Source organism: Wolbachia endosymbiont (group A) of Acrocera orbiculus (assembly GCF_947250015.1).
Classification (GTDB): Bacteria; Pseudomonadota; Alphaproteobacteria; order Rickettsiales; family Anaplasmataceae; genus Wolbachia; species Wolbachia pipientis.
Map to the genome: position 1 here is coordinate 272,119 of NZ_OX366272.1, position 18,575 is coordinate 290,693.

15 protein-coding genes and 1 rRNA gene are annotated in these 18,575 nt (G+C 34.7%); 15 read left to right on the top strand and 1 reads right to left on the bottom strand.

Going from position 1 to position 18,575, the window contains the following annotated elements:
• Window positions 1-140: 140 nt before the first annotated feature.
• The 3 genes from OOL03_RS01400 to OOL03_RS01410 all read left to right on the top strand — a co-directional run bounded on the left by OOL03_RS01400 (window position 141) and on the right by OOL03_RS01410 (window position 4,405).
• Complete coding sequence (locus OOL03_RS01400) at window positions 141-2,624, top strand: ATP-binding protein (RefSeq protein WP_264707466.1); 2,484 nt, start codon at window positions 141-143, stop codon at window positions 2,622-2,624.
• 90 nt (window positions 2,625-2,714) lie between these two features.
• Window positions 2,715-3,557, top strand: coding sequence for a ParA family protein (locus tag OOL03_RS01405; protein WP_006280226.1), 843 nt, complete (start codon window positions 2,715-2,717; stop codon window positions 3,555-3,557).
• Window positions 3,554-4,405 (top strand): ParB/RepB/Spo0J family partition protein, encoded by an 852-nt coding sequence (locus OOL03_RS01410; protein ID WP_182321205.1) that lies wholly within the window; start codon window positions 3,554-3,556, stop codon window positions 4,403-4,405. Before OOL03_RS01405 ends, OOL03_RS01410 begins: the two co-directional genes overlap by 4 nt.
• Window positions 4,406-5,298: 893 nt before the next feature.
• Here the strand turns inward: OOL03_RS01410 and OOL03_RS01415 are convergent.
• Window positions 5,299-5,913 (bottom strand): hypothetical protein, encoded by a 615-nt coding sequence (locus tag OOL03_RS01415; RefSeq protein WP_264707467.1) that lies wholly within the window; start codon window positions 5,911-5,913, stop codon window positions 5,299-5,301.
• Between the two features lie 153 nt (window positions 5,914-6,066).
• Between OOL03_RS01415 and OOL03_RS01420 the strand changes: the two genes are divergently transcribed.
• From OOL03_RS01420 to OOL03_RS01475, 12 genes are all read left to right on the top strand, one after another.
• Window positions 6,067-7,571: ribosomal RNA gene (locus OOL03_RS01420) — 16S ribosomal RNA — on the top strand.
• A gap of 100 nt (window positions 7,572-7,671) precedes the next feature.
• Window positions 7,672-8,049 carry a succinate dehydrogenase, cytochrome b556 subunit gene (gene sdhC, locus OOL03_RS01425; protein WP_010963112.1) on the top strand — a complete coding sequence of 126 codons (378 nt, stop codon included), beginning with the start codon at window positions 7,672-7,674 and terminating at the stop codon, window positions 8,047-8,049.
• A complete protein-coding gene (gene sdhD / locus OOL03_RS01430; RefSeq protein WP_010963113.1) occupies window positions 8,046-8,402 on the top strand; it encodes a succinate dehydrogenase, hydrophobic membrane anchor protein in 357 nt (118 codons plus the stop codon). The genes sdhC and sdhD overlap by 4 nt, the downstream gene beginning before the upstream one ends.
• 84 nt (window positions 8,403-8,486) lie before the next feature.
• On the top strand, window positions 8,487-9,749 hold the full coding sequence (locus OOL03_RS01435; protein WP_264707468.1) for a hypothetical protein: 1,263 nt from the start codon (window positions 8,487-8,489) through the stop codon (window positions 9,747-9,749).
• A 111-nt stretch (window positions 9,750-9,860) separates the two neighbouring features.
• Window positions 9,861-11,150, top strand: a complete 1,290-nt coding sequence (locus OOL03_RS01440; RefSeq protein ID WP_264707469.1) for a sugar phosphate nucleotidyltransferase — start codon at window positions 9,861-9,863, stop codon at window positions 11,148-11,150.
• A 133-nt stretch (window positions 11,151-11,283) separates the two neighbouring features.
• Window positions 11,284-12,513 carry a lipoprotein-releasing ABC transporter permease subunit gene (locus OOL03_RS01445; protein WP_264707470.1) on the top strand — a complete coding sequence of 410 codons (1,230 nt, stop codon included), beginning with the start codon at window positions 11,284-11,286 and terminating at the stop codon, window positions 12,511-12,513.
• A complete protein-coding gene (locus OOL03_RS01450) occupies window positions 12,506-13,237 on the top strand; it encodes a hypothetical protein (protein WP_038250643.1) in 732 nt (243 codons plus the stop codon). Before OOL03_RS01445 ends, OOL03_RS01450 begins: the two co-directional genes overlap by 8 nt.
• Window positions 13,234-14,454: a hypothetical protein gene (locus OOL03_RS01455; protein ID WP_007548692.1), complete on the top strand. Its 1,221-nt coding sequence runs from the start codon at window positions 13,234-13,236 to the stop codon at window positions 14,452-14,454. The genes OOL03_RS01450 and OOL03_RS01455 overlap by 4 nt, the downstream gene beginning before the upstream one ends.
• Window positions 14,455-14,652: 198 nt before the next feature.
• A complete protein-coding gene (atpG, locus tag OOL03_RS01460) occupies window positions 14,653-15,525 on the top strand; it encodes an ATP synthase F1 subunit gamma (RefSeq protein ID WP_010081973.1) in 873 nt (290 codons plus the stop codon).
• An 18-nt stretch (window positions 15,526-15,543) separates the two neighbouring features.
• Entirely contained in the window at window positions 15,544-16,878 is a 1,335-nt protein-coding gene (locus tag OOL03_RS01465; RefSeq protein ID WP_264707471.1) for a TldD/PmbA family protein, read from the top strand.
• A gap of 174 nt (window positions 16,879-17,052) precedes the next feature.
• Window positions 17,053-17,304: a cold-shock protein gene (locus tag OOL03_RS01470; protein WP_006279919.1), complete on the top strand. Its 252-nt coding sequence runs from the start codon at window positions 17,053-17,055 to the stop codon at window positions 17,302-17,304.
• Between the two features lie 35 nt (window positions 17,305-17,339).
• Window positions 17,340-18,566 (top strand): DEAD/DEAH box helicase, encoded by a 1,227-nt coding sequence (locus tag OOL03_RS01475; protein WP_264707472.1) that lies wholly within the window; start codon window positions 17,340-17,342, stop codon window positions 18,564-18,566.
• Window positions 18,567-18,575 lie beyond the last annotated feature (9 nt).

Below are 18,575 nucleotides of genomic sequence, written 5' to 3' on the forward strand. Positions count from 1 at the left end.
TTAACATTGTTATATCTGATACTTAAGGAACTTAATTAGATTTGGATGGTAATTATCTATCAAAGACGTTAATAAATCTATAATAATTAAATCAATATAATAGAACATTTTCGTATGTACAACAATGCCAAGTAACAATAATGAATAAAAGATACATAGATAACAAAAAAGAGAACAGGGTTGACTTCATACTAAGAAATTATGGAATGTCAATTGTTGTGATGGCAGTTATTATGCTCTTACCTTCAGTAGCAATATCGATACTCTACTTTTTTGATATATATAGTCAGCATATTAATATAGAGATTAATTTATTAGTTAGCATTCTAACAACTCTCTTTATGATATATAATGTAAAACGCTACAGATACCTACTTAATACTATAGAATTTCAAAATGCAATATTTGCAAATGCACTAAATCATAATACAGAATTTTGCCTTATTTTACATAAAGATGAGGGTGTTATTTATGCTGATGCAAGGTTCTACGAAAGGTTTAAAGATCATATAATAGATAATGACATTACGTTAGGCAAGATTCTTGAAATAGGAGATGTTTCAGAAGCAGACAAAAAAGTACTCTATCATGCACTAAAAAATAACTCTTCTGTACAGGTATGCATTTCCTTAAACAAGAAGAATAGAGTATCTAACTTTCTTTTGCTCTTTGAGCCGATACCAGATAATCCCCAAATTGCTATAAATAGTAATAAGATTTTAAATTTATCATTAGTGCCAATAGCAAGGCCAGATGGGTATTTTGTATTAAAAGCAACACAGATAAACAAGGAGCAGATATATGAAGAGTTAATAGAAAAACACAGCATAGGAACTTACATTGCAAATGCCAAAGGGGTGATTTTATCTGTAAATAAAAGATTTTTAGACATATTTGAACTAAAAAAACTGGAAAAAGGTAGCTCAATCAGTGATTTTATATCTCAATCTAAATATAACAATACAACAACCGATAATGAAATTTTGTTTTTTACTATAAGTGGTATTCCATTCAAGGCTTATATGAGCACTGCTATATTTTGTGATAAATACAACCACAGCTATATATATGGCTTTATAACACCAACCGAATCAAATATTGTTGATTATCAATTACACCCTTGTTTTGCAAATTCATCAATTGCTATTGCACAATGTGACATAAACGGCAACTTTGTAAAGAAAAATACGGCACTAATAAAGCTTGCAGGGTCAGATAATAATTCAATCTTTACGTTGATATTGGATAGTTATCATGTGAAAATACGTGAATATTTTTCGAGTAATAGAATAAATAATGCGTCTTTTGATGTACAGCTCAACGGCGGTAATAACATAAAAATATATTTCAATAAGTTTCTTCATAATAAAATGATCTTCATACTTTGTTATTTTATTGACAATACTGAACACAAAAACCTAGAGATAAAGCTTGAGCATTATCAAAAGATGCAAGCTATAGGGCAGTTAGCAGGTGGTATTGCGCATGATTTCAACAATATATTGACTGGGATAATAGGATTTTGCGATTTGCTTTTACTCCAGCATTCAGCTGGTGATCCATCTTTTGGAGATATAATACAGATACAGCAAAATGCAAAGCGTGGATCAAATTTAGTAAGACAATTGCTTGCTTTTTCAAGAAGACAGACCTTGCAGCCAAAAATTATTGATGTAAATAGAACTATAGCTAATCTTTATGAAATGATAAAAAGATTAATAGGTGAAAATATAAAATTTAACATTTATTATGGTAGAGACTTGGGTGCTGTTAGGGCTGATCAAGGGCAATTAGAGCAAGTTATACTTAACTTAGCAGTCAATGCTAGTGCTGCTATGGAAAAGGGCGGGGAATTAACTATACGAACCTTTAATCAAAAGATTGACTCATTAAATTCTACATCTCAGGATATGTTTTCTCCAGACAAGGAAACGATCGAACATGGAAATTATGTTGTGATTGAAGTAATTGATACTGGATGTGGAATGACAAGTGATACAATTGGAAAGGTATTTGACCCATTTTTTTCTACCAAAGATATTACCTCTGGTACAGGTCTTGGCCTCTCTACTGTATATGGCATTATTAAACAAACTGAAGGATACATCTATGTTGCTAGCAAAGTAAATCATGGAACTAAATTTAGCATATTTTTGCCCATGGTTTACATATCAGATGAAAATCTGAGAGAGGAAGATAGTGAAGAAATAGAAAGACCGGTAGTAAGTGAAATTAAAGGTAATGGTATAATTTTATTGATTGAAGATGAAGATTCAGTAAGGGAATTCATTGCTAAAGCACTAAAAAGGAAAGGATTTGATGTAATAGAAGCAAGCATAGGCAGCGAGGCGCTAGAAATAATCAGTAAAAAAAGTCAACACATAGATCTTATAATCTCTGATGTAATCATGCCAGAGGTGAGCGGCCCAGAAATAGTTAAAGAAGCATTGATCCATAGGCCAAATATCAACGTTATTTTTATTTCTGGGTATGCAGAAGATGCTTTTTTAAAGAGTGATGACATCAATATAGAAGATTTTCACTTTTTGCCAAAACCATTCACTCTGAATGAATTAGGAAACAAGGTTCAAAGTGTGTTACACAAAGCAAAAAAGACAGTCTAATTTTAGTGTGGTTAACAACAAAAAAATTTTCTAATGCAAAAGTTTCTTGCATATATACAATAGAATTATTTTATACATAAGATAAAAGGCGTGAGCAAGATTATTGCAATAGTAAATCAAAAGGGTGGAGTTGGCAAAACCACAACTAGTATAAATTTATCGACAGCCTTTGCTGCTGTGGGAAAAAGCACTTTATTGGTAGATCTTGATCCTCAAGGAAATGCTAGCACCGGGCTCGGGATTTCTTATCGTAGTAGGGAAGAAAAAAATATATACAAAATACTACTAAGCAGCGAAAATAAATTGATAGAATCGGCAATTTTCAATATAAAGGAAATTCCAAATTTATCACTAATTTCGTCAGTAGTTGATTTATCAGCTGCAGAAATTGAATTATCGCAACTTGAGCGAGGAAAATTTGTGCTAAAAAGCGCATTAGAGAAGATACGCGATAATTATGAGTATATAATCATCGATTGCCCTCCATCACTTGGGCTTCTAACCATAAATGCTTTGACTGCTGCTAATTCTATTATTGTCCCTCTTCAGTGTGAATTTTTTGCTCTGGAAGGATTAAGCCATTTAGTTAAAACTGTAGAGCTGATAAAAAGGAATAACCTAAACCCTTTTTTGGCAATAGAAGGGATAGTGTTAACAATGTATGACAGGCGTAACAAACTCAGTGAACAGATTAAAAACGATATTTGCCAGTATTTAAATGATAAAGTATACAAAACTATCATCCCATTGTATGAGACTGTTATTCCACGTAACGTACGGTTATCAGAAGCGCCTTCTCATGGAAAACCTGCTATTGTGTATGATCTTAAGTGTCCTGGTGCACAAGCATATATAAGTTTGGCAAGGGAAATTTTAAAAAAGCACGCGAGCAGTTGTAAGGAGAAGAAACTAGTAAGCGAGGGCGTAGTATGAAGGATGATAGACGCCTCGGCAGAGGTCTTGCCGGCCTCATAGGCGATAATTATGATAATAAAGAAGATCGACAAGAGCATTTGCCTATTTCATTACTGCACCCAAGCAAATTTCAACCGAGGAAACATTTTGACGAGGAGTCATTAAGAGAACTTGCAAATTCGATAAAGAAAAGTGGCATTATACAGCCTATCGTGGTACGCAAAGATTCAAATGATGACGGTTATGAAATAATAGCCGGGGAACGTCGTTGGCGAGCAAGCAAGATTGCAAATCTTAATAGTGCACCGGTTATCATAAAAGATCTGAGCGACAAGGAATGCTTGGAAGTATCCATAATTGAAAACATACAAAGACAAGATATTAATCCAATAGAAGAAGGTGAAGCGTATAAGAAACTGATAGATGAGTTTTTCTATACACATGAGGAATTAGCTTCAGCTATAGGCAAAAGCCGCAGCCACATAACCAATATGATTCGGATGTTGTCACTTCCCTGTAGGGTGAAAACAATGATCAACGAAAAAAAACTATCTATGGGTCATGCAAGAGCGTTGATTAATGTTGAAAATGCTGAAGGTATTGCAGAAAGAATAGTTTCTCAAGGCTTAAGCGTTAGACAAACTGAAAAATTGATAAAAGATTTGCATCAAGGCAACAACCAAAAAGAGCAGAAATATACTAGAAATCAAGATATGACGGTAATAGAAGGCGCTATATCTTCTCAACTTGGTTTAAAGATCAAAATTAATGACAACAATTCTAAGGGTAAAGTTATGATACGGTATAATAATTCAAATGAATTGGATCTAATATTGAAAGTTTTGAATAGGAAACTTGAGGCATAGCTAGTAGCTGCCAGTAAAGCAACAAACCAATATCAACTGTTGGTGTCATGAAAGTAGCTGACACTGGTTTCCATCCAAGAGGGCAGTAGCCCCTTCGGTGTCATGCAAGTAGCCTCCCTCCCCTGTCATCCCAGTGCCTTCTCCTGTCATCCCAGTGCTTGACACTGGGATCTAGCAAGCTTTGCTTGCAAATAAGTCTAATACGCGTCGCGTTTTATGCCAAAACACAATTGGAGTTACATGCAAAATAGATCCCAGTGTCAGCTACTCGGATGACAAAAAAAGGAGCACTGGAATAACAGCAGTCCCTCATACCGCGATTCATCCGCGGTATCTCTAGATCCCGCTAACAAGTAGCGGGATGACGATTGTCGTTTAGCCATAAATATTAAGAAATTTACCAAATGAAAAAAAAGGCAAAAGAAGCCCTGGGGTTATTATCCGCTTTAAAATATTGGCGTTTTTTATGTTTTAAACGCTTGACAAGCAAGATTAAGCTGCTTTTAATTGCAACTAACCTACGCTGCAAATGTTTAAGAAATTTACTAAGCAGAAAAAAAGACAAAGAATCCCCGAGTTAGCTAGTCTTTTACTATCTCTGTCGAGTATTGGCATTTTTTGATGTCTTGTAACGCTTTATAAGCGCGTTCAGCTTATTTAGATAAAAATCTAGATGTAGATGAAGTTTTGTAAAGACATACAGTATCTATGTACTGCAAAAAATTGAACATAAGACGCCGATACATTAAGTAATCCTTACCTTTTAATCTGCAGATTGGCGAAAGCAAATACAATAGCTTCACTATCATGATAAGGGAGCTGGCGAGGCTTGTCAAGGAAGTTTTTCGTTTCATCCAATGCGCTGCCAAAAGCTATGTAAAAAGTCTAATGAGTTAACTCCCATATATCCTGAGTAATTCTTGTGCATTAGCTTTGATTAGGATAGGGCATTTTCTATCATTTAATAGGGAACGCAATATTTCAGTTGCACCCTTAACGTCGTTATTGTGTATCTTTACTATAGCGATGGCTTCTTGGCTTGAATAAGGGTATACTGTGCTTGATTCTAAATTATCAATTTTGTCTTTATTTATTTTTTCACCGTTGGAGTGAAGTAAGCTCATTACTTCTAAATATTGTGCTAACTCACGAAAAACATCAGGAGCATCTTTATCATCTGCCAAATCATTATAAATAGATGCTGTGTCTGTTGGCATTGAATCTGAGATATGATTGAATGCGCGTTCAAAATTTGCTAAATACTCCCAATTTGAATCTATTTCTTCTAGCAGCGGCTTATTATCTTTTTTTAAGAATAATACTTCGTAAAACTTGTCACCTGCAGTTATAGATTGTTTTGTGTTATCAATGTTGCGCAATAAGTATAATGTGATGCCAACTAACATTGGCGCGAGTGCAAGCAGAAAGATGTATTTTTTCATGGTAATATTCCAAATAGTTATATATTTATACATTAATGCTTTTGATTTGCAAAAACATATTGACATAGTGATTATATCACATAATAATATTCTCAAAGTTGTTTGAATAGTTGGAGATTAAAATATTTCTAAAGTAGAAATAAAGACAGCAGTATTAAGCTAAATTATTTTTTGTCGGATTTATCCGATGTACCCTCAACCTTTTATAGGTTGAAGTCTAAATTTGAGAGTTTGATCCTGGCTCAGAATGAACGCTGGCGGCAGGCCTAACACATGCAAGTCGAACGGAGTTATACTGTAGCTTGCTATGGTATAACTTAGTGGCAGACGGGTGAGTAATGTATAGGAATCTACCTAATAGTACGGAATAATTGTTGGAAACGGCAACTAATACCGTATACGCCCTACGGGGGAAAAATTTATTGCTATTAGATGAGCCTATATTAGATTAGCTAGTTGGTGGAGTAATAGCCTACCAAGGCAATGATCTATAGCTGATCTGAGAGGATGATCAGCCACACTGGAACTGAGATACGGTCCAGACTCCTACGGGAGGCAGCAGTGGGGAATATTGGACAATGGGCGAAAGCCTGATCCAGCCATGCCGCATGAGTGAAGAAGGCCTTTGGGTTGTAAAGCTCTTTTAGTGAGGAAGATAATGACGGTACTCACAGAAGAAGTCCTGGCTAACTCCGTGCCAGCAGCCGCGGTAATACGGAGAGGGCTAGCGTTATTCGGAATTATTGGGCGTAAAGGGCGCGTAGGCGGATTAGTAAGTTAAAAGTGAAATCCCAAGGCTCAACCTTGGAATTGCTTTTAAAACTGCTAATCTAGAGATTGAAAGAGGATAGAGGAATTCCTAGTGTAGAGGTGAAATTCGTAAATATTAGGAGGAACACCAGTGGCGAAGGCGTCTATCTGGTTCAAATCTGACGCTGAGGCGCGAAGGCGTGGGGAGCAAACAGGATTAGATACCCTGGTAGTCCACGCTGTAAACGATGAATGTTAAATATGGGAAGTTTTACTTTCTGTATTACAGCTAACGCGTTAAACATTCCGCCTGGGGACTACGGTCGCAAGATTAAAACTCAAAGGAATTGACGGGGACCCGCACAAGCGGTGGAGCATGTGGTTTAATTCGATGCAACGCGAAAAACCTTACCACTCCTTGACATGGAAATTATACCTATTCGAAGGGATAGGGTCGGTTCGGCCGGGTTTCACACAGGTGTTGCATGGCTGTCGTCAGCTCGTGTCGTGAGATGTTGGGTTAAGTCCCGCAACGAGCGCAACCCTCATCCTTAGTTACCATCAGGTAATGCTGGGGACTTTAAGGAAACTGCCAGTGATAAACTGGAGGAAGGTGGGGATGATGTCAAGTCATCATGGCCCTTATGGAGTGGGCTACACACGTGCTACAATGGTGGCTACAATGGGCTGCAAAGTCGCGAGGCTAAGCTAATCCCTTAAAAGCCATCTCAGTTCGGATTGTACTCTGCAACTCGAGTGCATGAAGTTGGAATCGCTAGTAATCGTGGATCAGCACGCCACGGTGAATACGTTCTCGGGTCTTGTACACACTGCCCGTCACGCCATGGGAATTGGTTTCACTCGAAGCTAACGACCTAACCGCAAGGAGGGAGTTATTTAAAGTGGGATCGGTGACTGGGGTGAAGTCGTAACAAGGTAGCAGTAGGGGAATCTGCAGCTGGATTACCTCCTTAGGCTTTGCACATAATTTACCATTTTTAATGATGGTGTTGTTATGTGCTATACTGCTGTCTTTACTTCTACTTTATTTTAATTTCCCGATAACGGAATTTTATGAGTGATAGACCTCTTTCTCCACATTTACAAATATATAAAGTACAAGTTACTAGTTTTTTCTCTATTATGCATAGATTGACTGGTATCTTGCTATTCCTTTTATTAATGATACTTTCTTGGTATTTCATATTACATGTTTACTTTCCTGAGTTACTTATAGTAAGGTACTTAAATGCATTATTATTCACTCCTGTTGCTAAATTAGCTTATGTCTTATGTTTTATAAGTTTTGTATATCATTTTCTTAATGGTATTCGTCATTTATTGTGGGATGTTGGGCTTAATTTAGAAATTACTGGCGTTTCAAGGAGTGCTATACTGCTGACAGTAACGCTACTTCTTTCTACTATGGCTTTTTTATTTATGTTTATATGAGTCAGTCTGGAAATTCAGTACATCATTGGTGGGTTCAGCGTGTTTCTGCGGTAATTTTACTGTTCCTGTTTCCTTGGTTTATCTATTCATTTTCTTGCACATTTTATACTGATAGCTCTTTGTCTTTTAGTGAAAAATTTATTAATCACCCTCTAGAGCTTTTATTTTTTGTTGTATTGTTGTTTTGCATTTTTTGGCACGCAGTTCTTGGAATGCAGGTAGTATGCGAAGATTATATACACAGCGTACCTTTGAGGATTTTTACAATTACATGCATAAAGTACTTATCAAGCATTACTTATATAACCCTCGCTTTTACAATCTTTATCTTCTACAGGCATATTTTCTTGTAAAATCACCGGTGCTGTGTTAATATATTATTAGTGTACTAGTTTTATTATTGAACTATAGCATTATAGCGATTTTGGTTTGACAATATGTTTGAAGCATTAAAAAAGGGAGCAATAGATCTTACACTTAAAGCAAAAGGTCTGCTTACTTCACCTGAATCTCAAGTTTACGTCGAAGACCTTAGAAAGGTAATGATGTATGATGGAAGGAAATGCCAGTATCCAAAAAATTATGATCAAATTGTACAGTCTGCTAAAATCATAGAAAACAGGGATATGCATGGAAATGCTATACTAGATAAAGATAAAAATCCAACCTATAAACTTTTGTATGGTCAAAAAGATGAGAATGGAGAACAACCAAGTTTCAGATTATCTTTAGTTACCAAAGATAAAGATAATGATAGATCTTATTTTACTATCAATTATATAGACAATCAGGGTAAGCAAATTCCGATAAATGAGTTGCATAAGTCATATTTTGAGCCATTAGGCTTTTCGAGAATGGATTTGAAAAAACACGTGCCAATTTTTGAAGCTGAAAAAACTAAGGATCCTCAATATCCATTTGAATTAACTAATTCTTCTGTGCTAACTAAAGAGGTAAAAAATAAAGAAGGTAAAGTTCAGGAAGTTGTTGATGAAAAAGGAAGAAATGGAGAATTATTATACACTAGTGATTACAAGAAGCTAAGCACCCATTTTTCAGAAATTAGAGATCAGAATGGTAATCTAGAGCTAGATAAAAGTCTTATATCTGTTCCTATCGTTTTTGCTACAAGCTTGGCTAAAGTTTGTACTAAATTGTTGACTTCTCTTCCTATAAAGTTAGGGGAGCATTTAATAAGCAAACAAAACCCAATTGCAAAGTCTTTTGGCTATCTTTTGTTCACCCCTGCGATGGCAGTGAAGAATTCAGTAAATATGGTAGCTACCATACTTAAGGCTCCAGTTTTATTATTTGTAGCGGATAAGAAAAAGTATGGTGATGCTTACTTCACTATGTGGAAACACCAATTGAAAGGATGTTGGGAAGAAGCAAAAAGTGACTTTAATGTTATTAAAGGTGAAGAAAGGCTAAAGCCAGAGCAAAAGGATCATAAGCCACTTAGTATAGTGGGCACATGGGATGAGCTTAACGCTAGGAGGCCAGATATTGAAAAAGACTTGAAGAAACAAGGGAATGATAAAGGAGTCAGCAAGAGTAATGAAATACTAAAGAGTCCTGAGGAAGAACAAAATAAGGGTAATGAAATATTAAGTGATAAAAGCAAAGGTCATGTTAAGAAATTACAAAATGAGAGGAATTTACAGAAAGGGCAAGGCGCTACACACACTCACTCTCCTTAGCCATTACTTTAAATTGATACCTACCCTCTATTTAATCATTTTACAACAAAAACTTGCATGTATTTTGCCCTCAGTATAAGATATTAATTATTTAATTAATATCTTAACTAAATGCGCCCTGTAATATTGTGTGGTGGTAGTGGCAGTAGACTTTGGCCTTTATTCAGGCCAAAGCAATTTCAAAAAATATTTAGCCATAACACTATGTTTCACAACACTTTATTGAGGCTAAAAAGTGGTTATATGCCACCCATAATTGCCACAAATATACAGTACGAGTCGTTAGTGAAGAAGGAGTTGCATGCGCTGCAAGAATATAAAGTGATTTTCGAACCAGTGAAAATTGGAACAGCAGCAGCGATATTAATTGCTGCGCTTCTCTGCAATGAAAACGAGATAATGTTAATTCTGCCTTCAGACCATTTTATAGGTGATTTGAATAATTTTTATGCTTCCGTTGAGAAAGCGTCTAAGTTAGCTTCTGAGGCTGACTCTATAGTTACTTTTGGGGTTAAGCCTCATGAATTCAATTCTGAATACGGCTATATAAATGCAGTATATGATCAGAAAGAAAAATGTCATATAGTGAAAGATTTTACAGAAAAACCCGAGCGTAAGTTAAGTAACGATCATTATTGGAACTCTGGAATATTTGTGTTTAAAGCAAAACGCTACATAGATGAGATCAAAAAATCTGCCCCGAATCTTTACAATTCATGTTTTAAACATTTCACACCGCAAGAGAGATTTCTATATTTAAAACAACGAGATTTTGCAGGAATTGAAGGCATATCTATTGATTACTTGGTGATGGAAAAAGCAAAAAACGTTGCAATGATAGAAGCTAATTTCGATTGGTTGGATGTTGGAACTTGGAATTCGGTTTTAGAATTGAGTGAGAAGTTTAGTAAAGAACCGGTGTCATTTCAGCATGTGATTAGAGAAAAAGAACCAGTTTCAACGACAGAAAGTAATAAAAATTTATTGGGTGGAGCTTGTAAGCAACCAAGCAAAAGTCTAATTTCATTTATTCATAAAGTTAAGAAAGTAAAGGCGATAAGGAAAGAAGTTAAACCATGGGGATTTTGTAGTATAATTTTAATGAGCGAAAATTTTCTTATAAAATATCTTTTTATAAATCCATTAAGCTGCACTTCTAAGCAATTCCATCACTATAGAGATGAATACCATATAGTGCTATCAGGAGTTGGGTATGTTAGTTTAGACGACAAAGAATACGCTATAGCAAAAGATCATATGATAGAAATTCCAAGGAAAGTTTCCCATAGGATTGAAAATAGAAGCACGAGCTCTCCACTTGAAATAGTTGAATTTCAGATAGGAGAGCATTTATCTGATAATGATATAGTGAGGTTGGATGATGTATATGGAAGATTTTGAAATTCTAATGTTAAAGATACTCTATAAGTCTGCTAAATTTAAGGAAGCAAAAATCTCTAGTTTTTAAATAAAGAAAAGTCTACAATTATACGAAGTTTCAAAAATATAATGTCTAACCTCAAAATATTTTTTAATGTCCATTGCCTTTGAAATTACTATGGCTGCTTGCTATTTGCGAGCAAGAAATGCCAGATTTTGCTCTATAATGACTTTGTTCTCTATTATCGGCATTGCCCTTGGAGTTGCAACACTAATAGTGGTGATGTCTGTGATGAACGGATTCAGAGCAAAGTTGCTTGACTCAATACTTGGCATTGATGGCCATATTAACGTTTATTTTGATAGGAACATAAATTCAGATTACTACGCAGTTTCAAAATCTGTTGAGAGAATTCCTGGTATATTAAAAGCTACTCCTATGACCAATGATCAAGTTATTATTGTAGCAAATGGTAAAATTGCAGGTAGCGTAGTGCGAGGTGTGTCAACTAAAGATTTGCTTGATAGTACTGCCGTTACAAATAATGTAATTATAGGTGATGTAAAAAAATTTGATGAAGGGATAATAATAGGAGCACGCTTAGCAGAAGTTTTGAACATTGACTATGGCGACGAAATTACGTTTATATCATCTGAAGAATTTGATGCATTACTTGGTGAAATGCCGCGAATGAAAAAATATAAAGTTATAGCAATATTTGATATGGGTATGTTTGAGTATGATAATACCTTGATATATATGCCTCTAAAATCAGCACAAGCCTTTTTTAATTATAAAAATAGCATAAAAAATATAGAAGTACTTGTAGACGACGTTACTAGAGCTGATAAGCTGGCAGATGCTATAGAAAAAGAAATAGGAATGGAAGCTGAAAGTTGGCAATCACAGCAAAGCCATTATTTTAGTGCTTTAAAAACTGAAAGAAATGTGATGTTTTTAATTCTCACTTTGATTATAGTTGTAGCAGCGTTTAATATTATCTCAAATTTAATGATGATAGTGCAAGAAAAGAAATCCGCGATTGCAATTATGCGTACATTTGGTGCAACAAGTGGAAGCATTATGCGTATATTTTGCGCTTGTGGTCTATTAATCGGTTTTACGGGAACTTGTCTTGGCTGTATTATAGGTGTCGTTTTTTCTCTCAATATCGAAAGCATTAGAGTGTTTTTAGAAAACATTACTAACGTCAAGCTGTTTGATCCTATGATATACTTTTTTTCAAGTTTGCCAGTGATATTAGTACCCCAAGACGTAGTAAATATTTCTGCACTTGCGTTACTCTTATCATTTTTAGCGACAATTGCTCCTGCGTTGCAGGCAGCTGCACAAGATCCTGCGGAGATACTACGTTATGAATGATACTCAGCAAAAGTACATAGGTTGGTTCTTAATTGTATTGTTATTTACCGGTTACATCACAATAAATAACATAATCTTTTTAAAAATAAATCAGCAAGAGAGTGAAAACAATGTGAAAGCTTTAACGGAAAACATGGATGAATTTAGAATGTTGCTTGAAGTTAATCAATCTAGAATAGAAAAAAAGATATTTGACCTCAAGAGAAGTCAGCATACTCAATGTGAGCAAGGTGATAATAACTCAAGATGTAAGAACCTTGCAAAATTGCTATTACTTGTGGTTAAAATGAAGAATTCGTTATTGCGAGAAGCAAAATTTGATAACCATATAAATTCAATAAAGCCTTTGATATCAGAGCTTGACGATCCAGAGATAGAAAATGCAGTAGATGAATTAGAAAATTTGAAAGAGATAAATACCTTACACGAATTGAAGTTATCTTTTGAAAAAACTATTGATACTATCGATTACAACAAAAGTACATTGTCTAAAAAAATCATTTCAAACTGGATAAAGGTAGACGACCGAAATGATCCATTAAGAGTAAAATTCGCAGAAATTGAGGAGTCAATAAATGATAATGATTGGCAAAATATAACTGTTACAGTAAGCAATTTAACGCATTCAGAATTCAAGCCATGGCTGAATAAATTGAATGGTTTTATTGTAGCTTCTAAGAATATTTCAACAATATATCATCACTTATTACAATATATCTCATGATTTATTTTATAATTTTCGCTTTTTCGTTTTTATTTGGTATATGGGTCAAGGTAAGTGGTGAAGTAATAAAATTGGAATTAGGCAATTACACTATAAGTATTGATCTATATTTCATTATTTTTACTTGTGTAGTTTTATTATTTTTATTAATTACACTTGTACGCTTTTTTTCCTCCATTTCATCAACATTTGCCAACATAAGAAATAGAAGAAGGGATAGGGAAGAATTGCTTCTCTTTGAAGCTTTCTTTAGCATAGACTTAGACAATATAGAGAATGCCCAAAAGCTAGTTAAAAGTCTGAGTGAGGAGAGCGATAGGTTGTCTTTAATAAAGCTCTTTAACTCAGGTAAGACGGGAAATTACAGCTTTTTCAGTAACGGTTTAACAAATATTGCAAATAAAAATCGTAACTTAGCTCTACTTCTAGCCAATAAGCTGATTGTCCACCTCAAACAAGAAAAAGTAGTCTTTCAAAAATTTATAGAATATTGCTCTAGTTCAATTAACGATAAAATGCTATCTATTCCCTTTCAAATAGAGCATTGCATATTGAAAGAAGATTGGATTAATGCAATTTTGAGGTTGAAGGAAGCAGTTAAGTCCAATATTTTTCTCCCCTTTGATCATAAAGAAATGTTTGCAGTGTTTTATTGCGCTTTAGCAAAGCAATATGAAAGTAAAGGAAATTTTAAGGAGGCTATAAAGTCTTTATTTAGAGCACAACGTTATAGTGCAATTTTTCAGCCCATCAATTATTTAAAGGCAGAATTATATATTAAACTTGGAAAAATCAGAAAAGCTTCTGCAGTGCTAGAGGCAGAGTATACAGTAAATCCTACTCCTCAGTCAGCTAAAATGTACATCAATTTAAATAGTAAAGGTGCTGAAAGACTATACAACTTACGCCCTGATTATTATTTTAGTTACTGTTTACTTGCTTTGTCCTCAATGAGTTCAGGTAAATATGATCTTGCAAGTCAATATTTAGACACTGCTATGAAAAAAGCTAATTACATGTCAATCTACTTTATTGTAATACAACTCAAGGTTACATTGCAAGAACACGACAAGGTAATTTATTGGCTAAACAAGATGGGCTCAGAAGCTTTGCCTGATCCAGGCTGGAAATGTAAAAATTGTAACAGGGAACTAGAACAATGGGATCATAAGTGTTCAAGTTGTAATAGTTTTAATTGTGTTTATTATATATTATAAAATTCCACAAAGTGTAGAAATTACCATTAGGCTACTTTCACATTGATATTGCTGAAGTTAGAGCACTTTCTTAATATAATCCTTATCTCCAAACAATAAACCTGCAAGTTTCTTAGCTAGACTTGGTTTTAATGTCAAAAAAACTTGCTTTTAGACACTAACAGTTATATATTTTAATAAATCAGGGTTGTATACAAAATGAAGAGCTTAAAGGAATTATCCTTAAGAATTAAGAATATTAGGTCTGTACAGAAAACCACGAAAATAATGCAAATGGTTTCTGCAGCAAAGTTGTTACAAAGCCAAAAGAAGTTATTAAATTCAAAATTATATGTATCTAAGCTGCATAACATTATTTTTTCATTAATGCTATCAGTTGATCAAGAATTACTGGCAAAAATTCTAAATGTCAGTAACGACGGTTCTTACCTAGTATTCATTATTGCGTCTGATCGTGGCTTGTGCGGCAACTTTAACTCTTCTATTGTCAAATTTAGTCAAGAGCGTGTAAATAAGTCAATCGCAAATGGCAAAAAAGTAGATATTGTATTTCTTGGTAAAAAAGCTTTTGATGTAGGTAAAAATAGATTTGACTCTAAAAGTATCTTAAAAATTGAAAATAGTAAGGGAATCACGTTAAAGCACGTAGAAGCTTTGGTTGATGGTATAGATTTAAGTAAATACGATAAAGTTAAAGTTTTTTATAGTAAATTCTATAATACCTTCACGCAAAAACCAATGTTGGAAACAATAAAACCATGGAGTAAAGACTCATCCTTGATTGATAGCTCTCTGGCTGGTCCAACAACAGATTACGGCTATGAGTATGAACCACAAAATATTGAATTTATTTTAAAATCTTTGGTTCAAGATTACGTTGTAATTGCTCTTTACTCTGCTTTACTTGAAAGTGCAACGAGTGAGAATAGTGCTAGAATGGTTGCTATGGAATCAGCAAACAGAAACACTAAAGAGATACTGAACAAATTAGCATTGCTTTATAATCGTTCTCGTCAAGCAGCGATTACGACTGATTTAATTGAAGTTATAGGTGGTGCAGAATCTTTATAGAAATCTAAGGAATAGAAAATGAATATATTAAATATTGCAGCAGATATTACTAAACTAATAAAAAAGCAAAATCAAGATGCGGAAGTTACAATATATGAAACTAATAAGACTTCAGTTTCTCAGCGTCTATCAAAAATTGAGCAAATATCACAATCTAAAAATTGCACTGTAGGAATCAGAGCTATAGCAGGTAAAAACAAAGCTGCGTATATTTCTACAAACGATTTGAATAATCTGAGTGATACAGTAAGCCAAGTGGTAGAAATGGCAAAGAATGCGCCAGAAGATTCTTGCATTAATTTTGCTGTAAATGGTAGTAATTATATCTCTTCTGCAGATTTAAGTATCTCAGATAATAATGTTGTAACCGTTGATAACCTAAAAGAAATTGCTGAAGCTGCAGAAAATTCAGCCCTTGCACATAAGAGTATCACTAATTCTGAAGGAGCCTCTTCTTCATACGCTTTAGTGAATACAGTATTATCGACTGTTTCTGGTTTTATTGGCTCATTTAGTAAATCAACCTTTGCTAATCAGGTCTCTGTTGTTGCTGGAAGAGAAAGTGAAATGAAGGTTGGTTACGATTATGATATAGCATGTAATTTTAGTGATTTAAAGTTGCCAGAGTTAATGGGAAAAGAAGCAGCAAAAAGAGCAGTTGATCAATTGAATTCACGTACAATGAAAACTGGTAAATTTCCAGTTATTTTTGAAAAAAGAGCAGCAAAAGGGCTAGTAAAAAGTTTTGCTTCTGCTATAAATGGGAGCAGTATTATAAGCAACAGTTCTTTCTTGAGGGGTAGTTTAAACGCTCAGATTTTCAACGATAGAATTAATATTATCGATGATCCATTGTTGCCAAGAGGCATAGCATCGAGACCATTTGATGGAGAAGGGATAACTAGCAAGAAAAATATATTTGTAAAAAACGGAATATTACAAAATTGGATTTTAGACTTATACTCGGCTAGAAAATTAGACTCAGAAACAACCGGAAGTGCAACTCGTGCAAGTAATGCTGCAGTTATTCCTGCAGCTAGTAACCTCTACATTGAGAATGGTGATGTATCGTTTGAAGAATTAATTCAGGAAATGAAAGAGGGAATATATGTAACTGATTTATTTGGTTTTGGTGTCAATTTAATCAATGGCGATTACAGCCAAGGCGCTTCCGGATTTTTTATAGAAAATGGAAAAATAACGTATCCAATACATGAGATTACCATTGCTAGCAATTTGAAGGATATGTTTAGCAATTTAGTCGTTGCAGATGATCTAACTTTTTGTGGGCAATTTAATTCACCAACGATTAAAGTTAGCGAAATGACGGTTGCAGGTTCGCTTAACGATTAAAAAATTTATTTGCATCAAGTACAACAATTGTGTATTATTGTCATGTAATGTTAAGAATAGACTATGGAGTATAAAGGTTTAGTTTCAATAGCTAAGCTTAAAGCATTCTCAATCGTAATTTCAAAGTTTTTCATCACATTAGTAATGTTAGTTAATAATTTAGGAGTTGTTTAAATGGAATTTGGTAATGTAAAATGGTTTAATGCCGAAAAAGGCTATGGTTTCATCAAGCCAGAAGGTAAAGGGGGTGACGTTTTTGTACATATTAGCACATTGGAACGTTCGGGAATAAGACCTGAGGCACTTAAAGGAGAGAATAAAGAGAAGGGAATAAAAGGAGAAAGGGTGAGTTATGAGGTTAAAGAGGAGCGCGGTAGAAACGGAGAAGATAAAAAATCTGCAATAAATTTAAGATTGGAAGATTAATCTATTATGAAGTCTTTTAACAGGATTAACGTATTGTGAATAATTTTCATGAGATGGGTCTCCCAGCTTCGCTTAGACAAGCTCTAGATAAAAATAATCTTTTCGTCCCAACTCCGATTCAAATACAAGCGATTCCCTTAGCGCTACAAGGTAAAGATATTCTCGGATCTGCTCAAACGGGGACTGGAAAAACTTTAGCATTTGCTATTCCGTTGGTTGCTAAGTTGCTGAATGAGCCTAACACTGGTTCAGCTTTAGTCATCGTGCCAACCAGAGAGCTTGCGCATCAGGTAACAAATGAGATAAGAAAACTCTTATCTCAAAATTCTGCACTAAGGGTCGCTTTGTTGATTGGTGGTGAGCCTATTTTTAGGCAGCTAAATCAGCTTCAGAAAAAACCACAAATTGTAATAGGTACTCCTGGTCGTATTATAGACCATATTGAGCGTAAAACTTTGATTACTCGCAATGTTAGCGTTCTTGTGCTTGATGAAACGGATCGTATGTTTGATATGGGCTTTGGAGTTCAGATTGAAGAAATTATGAAGCATTTGCCTAAAATAAGGCAAACTCTTATGTTTTCTGCAACTCTTCCCGGAGATATAGTAAAACTTTCTGAGAAGTACCTTAATCGACCAGAACGTATTTCTGTTGATTGTGAGGTTACAACTTCTGTAAAAATTAAGCAAGAAATTGTTTATGCATCAGAATCAGAAAAATATGAAAAGCTTGTTACACAACTATGTCAGCGCGAAGGATCAATCATTATCTTTGTCAAAACAAAGCGAGGAGCGGATCAGCTAGCTAACAGATTGCACAAAGATGACTATAGCGCTTTAGCAATTCATGGTGATTTAAGGCAGCACAAGCGCGAAAGGGTCATTAATTCTTTTCGTCGTGGCCGTAATCAAATCATGGTTGCAACAGATGTTGCTTCTCGCGGCCTTGATATTCCCCACATTCAACATGTTATCAATTATGATGCACCACAATCGCAAGCTGACTATATTCATCGTATAGGTAGAACTGCACGCGCTGGAGCTGAAGGGTATGCGCTATCTTTTGTTACACCTCAAGATAAGAGAAGACTGCCTGCACTGGCAGACAAAGAAGGAGAGCTAAATTTTGATTGTAGTGTGCAATTTAAAAAACGTAACAGCAAAAAGGTCTTTAAAAGGCCAAGTACGTTAAAGACTAAATACGGTAGAAAAAAGATTAATGCATTTAAGAAGAAAAGCAGAGTACTAGAAAAAGCGTATTAAATAGGATTT

Bases quoted from the DNA above. Each gene is read 5' to 3' on its own strand.
- atpG (WP_010081973.1), top strand. From the start codon at position 14,653: ATGAAGAGCTTAAAGGAATTATCCTTAAGAATTAAGAATATTAGGTCT.
- OOL03_RS01410 (WP_182321205.1), top strand. From the start codon at position 3,554: ATGAAGGATGATAGACGCCTCGGCAGAGGTCTTGCCGGCCTCATAGGC.
- OOL03_RS01455 (WP_007548692.1), top strand. From the start codon at position 13,234: ATGATTTATTTTATAATTTTCGCTTTTTCGTTTTTATTTGGTATATGG.
- OOL03_RS01435 (WP_264707468.1), top strand. From the start codon at position 8,487: ATGTTTGAAGCATTAAAAAAGGGAGCAATAGATCTTACACTTAAAGCA.
- OOL03_RS01450 (WP_038250643.1), top strand. From the start codon at position 12,506: ATGAATGATACTCAGCAAAAGTACATAGGTTGGTTCTTAATTGTATTG.
- sdhD (WP_010963113.1), top strand. From the start codon at position 8,046: ATGAGTCAGTCTGGAAATTCAGTACATCATTGGTGGGTTCAGCGTGTT.
- OOL03_RS01465 (WP_264707471.1), top strand. From the start codon at position 15,544: ATGAATATATTAAATATTGCAGCAGATATTACTAAACTAATAAAAAAG.
- OOL03_RS01440 (WP_264707469.1), top strand. From the start codon at position 9,861: ATGCGCCCTGTAATATTGTGTGGTGGTAGTGGCAGTAGACTTTGGCCT.
- OOL03_RS01470 (WP_006279919.1), top strand. From the start codon at position 17,053: ATGGAATTTGGTAATGTAAAATGGTTTAATGCCGAAAAAGGCTATGGT.
- OOL03_RS01415 (WP_264707467.1), bottom strand. From the start codon at position 5,913: ATGTCAATATGTTTTTGCAAATCAAAAGCATTAATGTATAAATATATA.
- OOL03_RS01400 (WP_264707466.1), top strand. From the start codon at position 141: ATGAATAAAAGATACATAGATAACAAAAAAGAGAACAGGGTTGACTTC.
- sdhC (WP_010963112.1), top strand. From the start codon at position 7,672: ATGAGTGATAGACCTCTTTCTCCACATTTACAAATATATAAAGTACAA.
- OOL03_RS01445 (WP_264707470.1), top strand. From the start codon at position 11,284: ATGTCCATTGCCTTTGAAATTACTATGGCTGCTTGCTATTTGCGAGCA.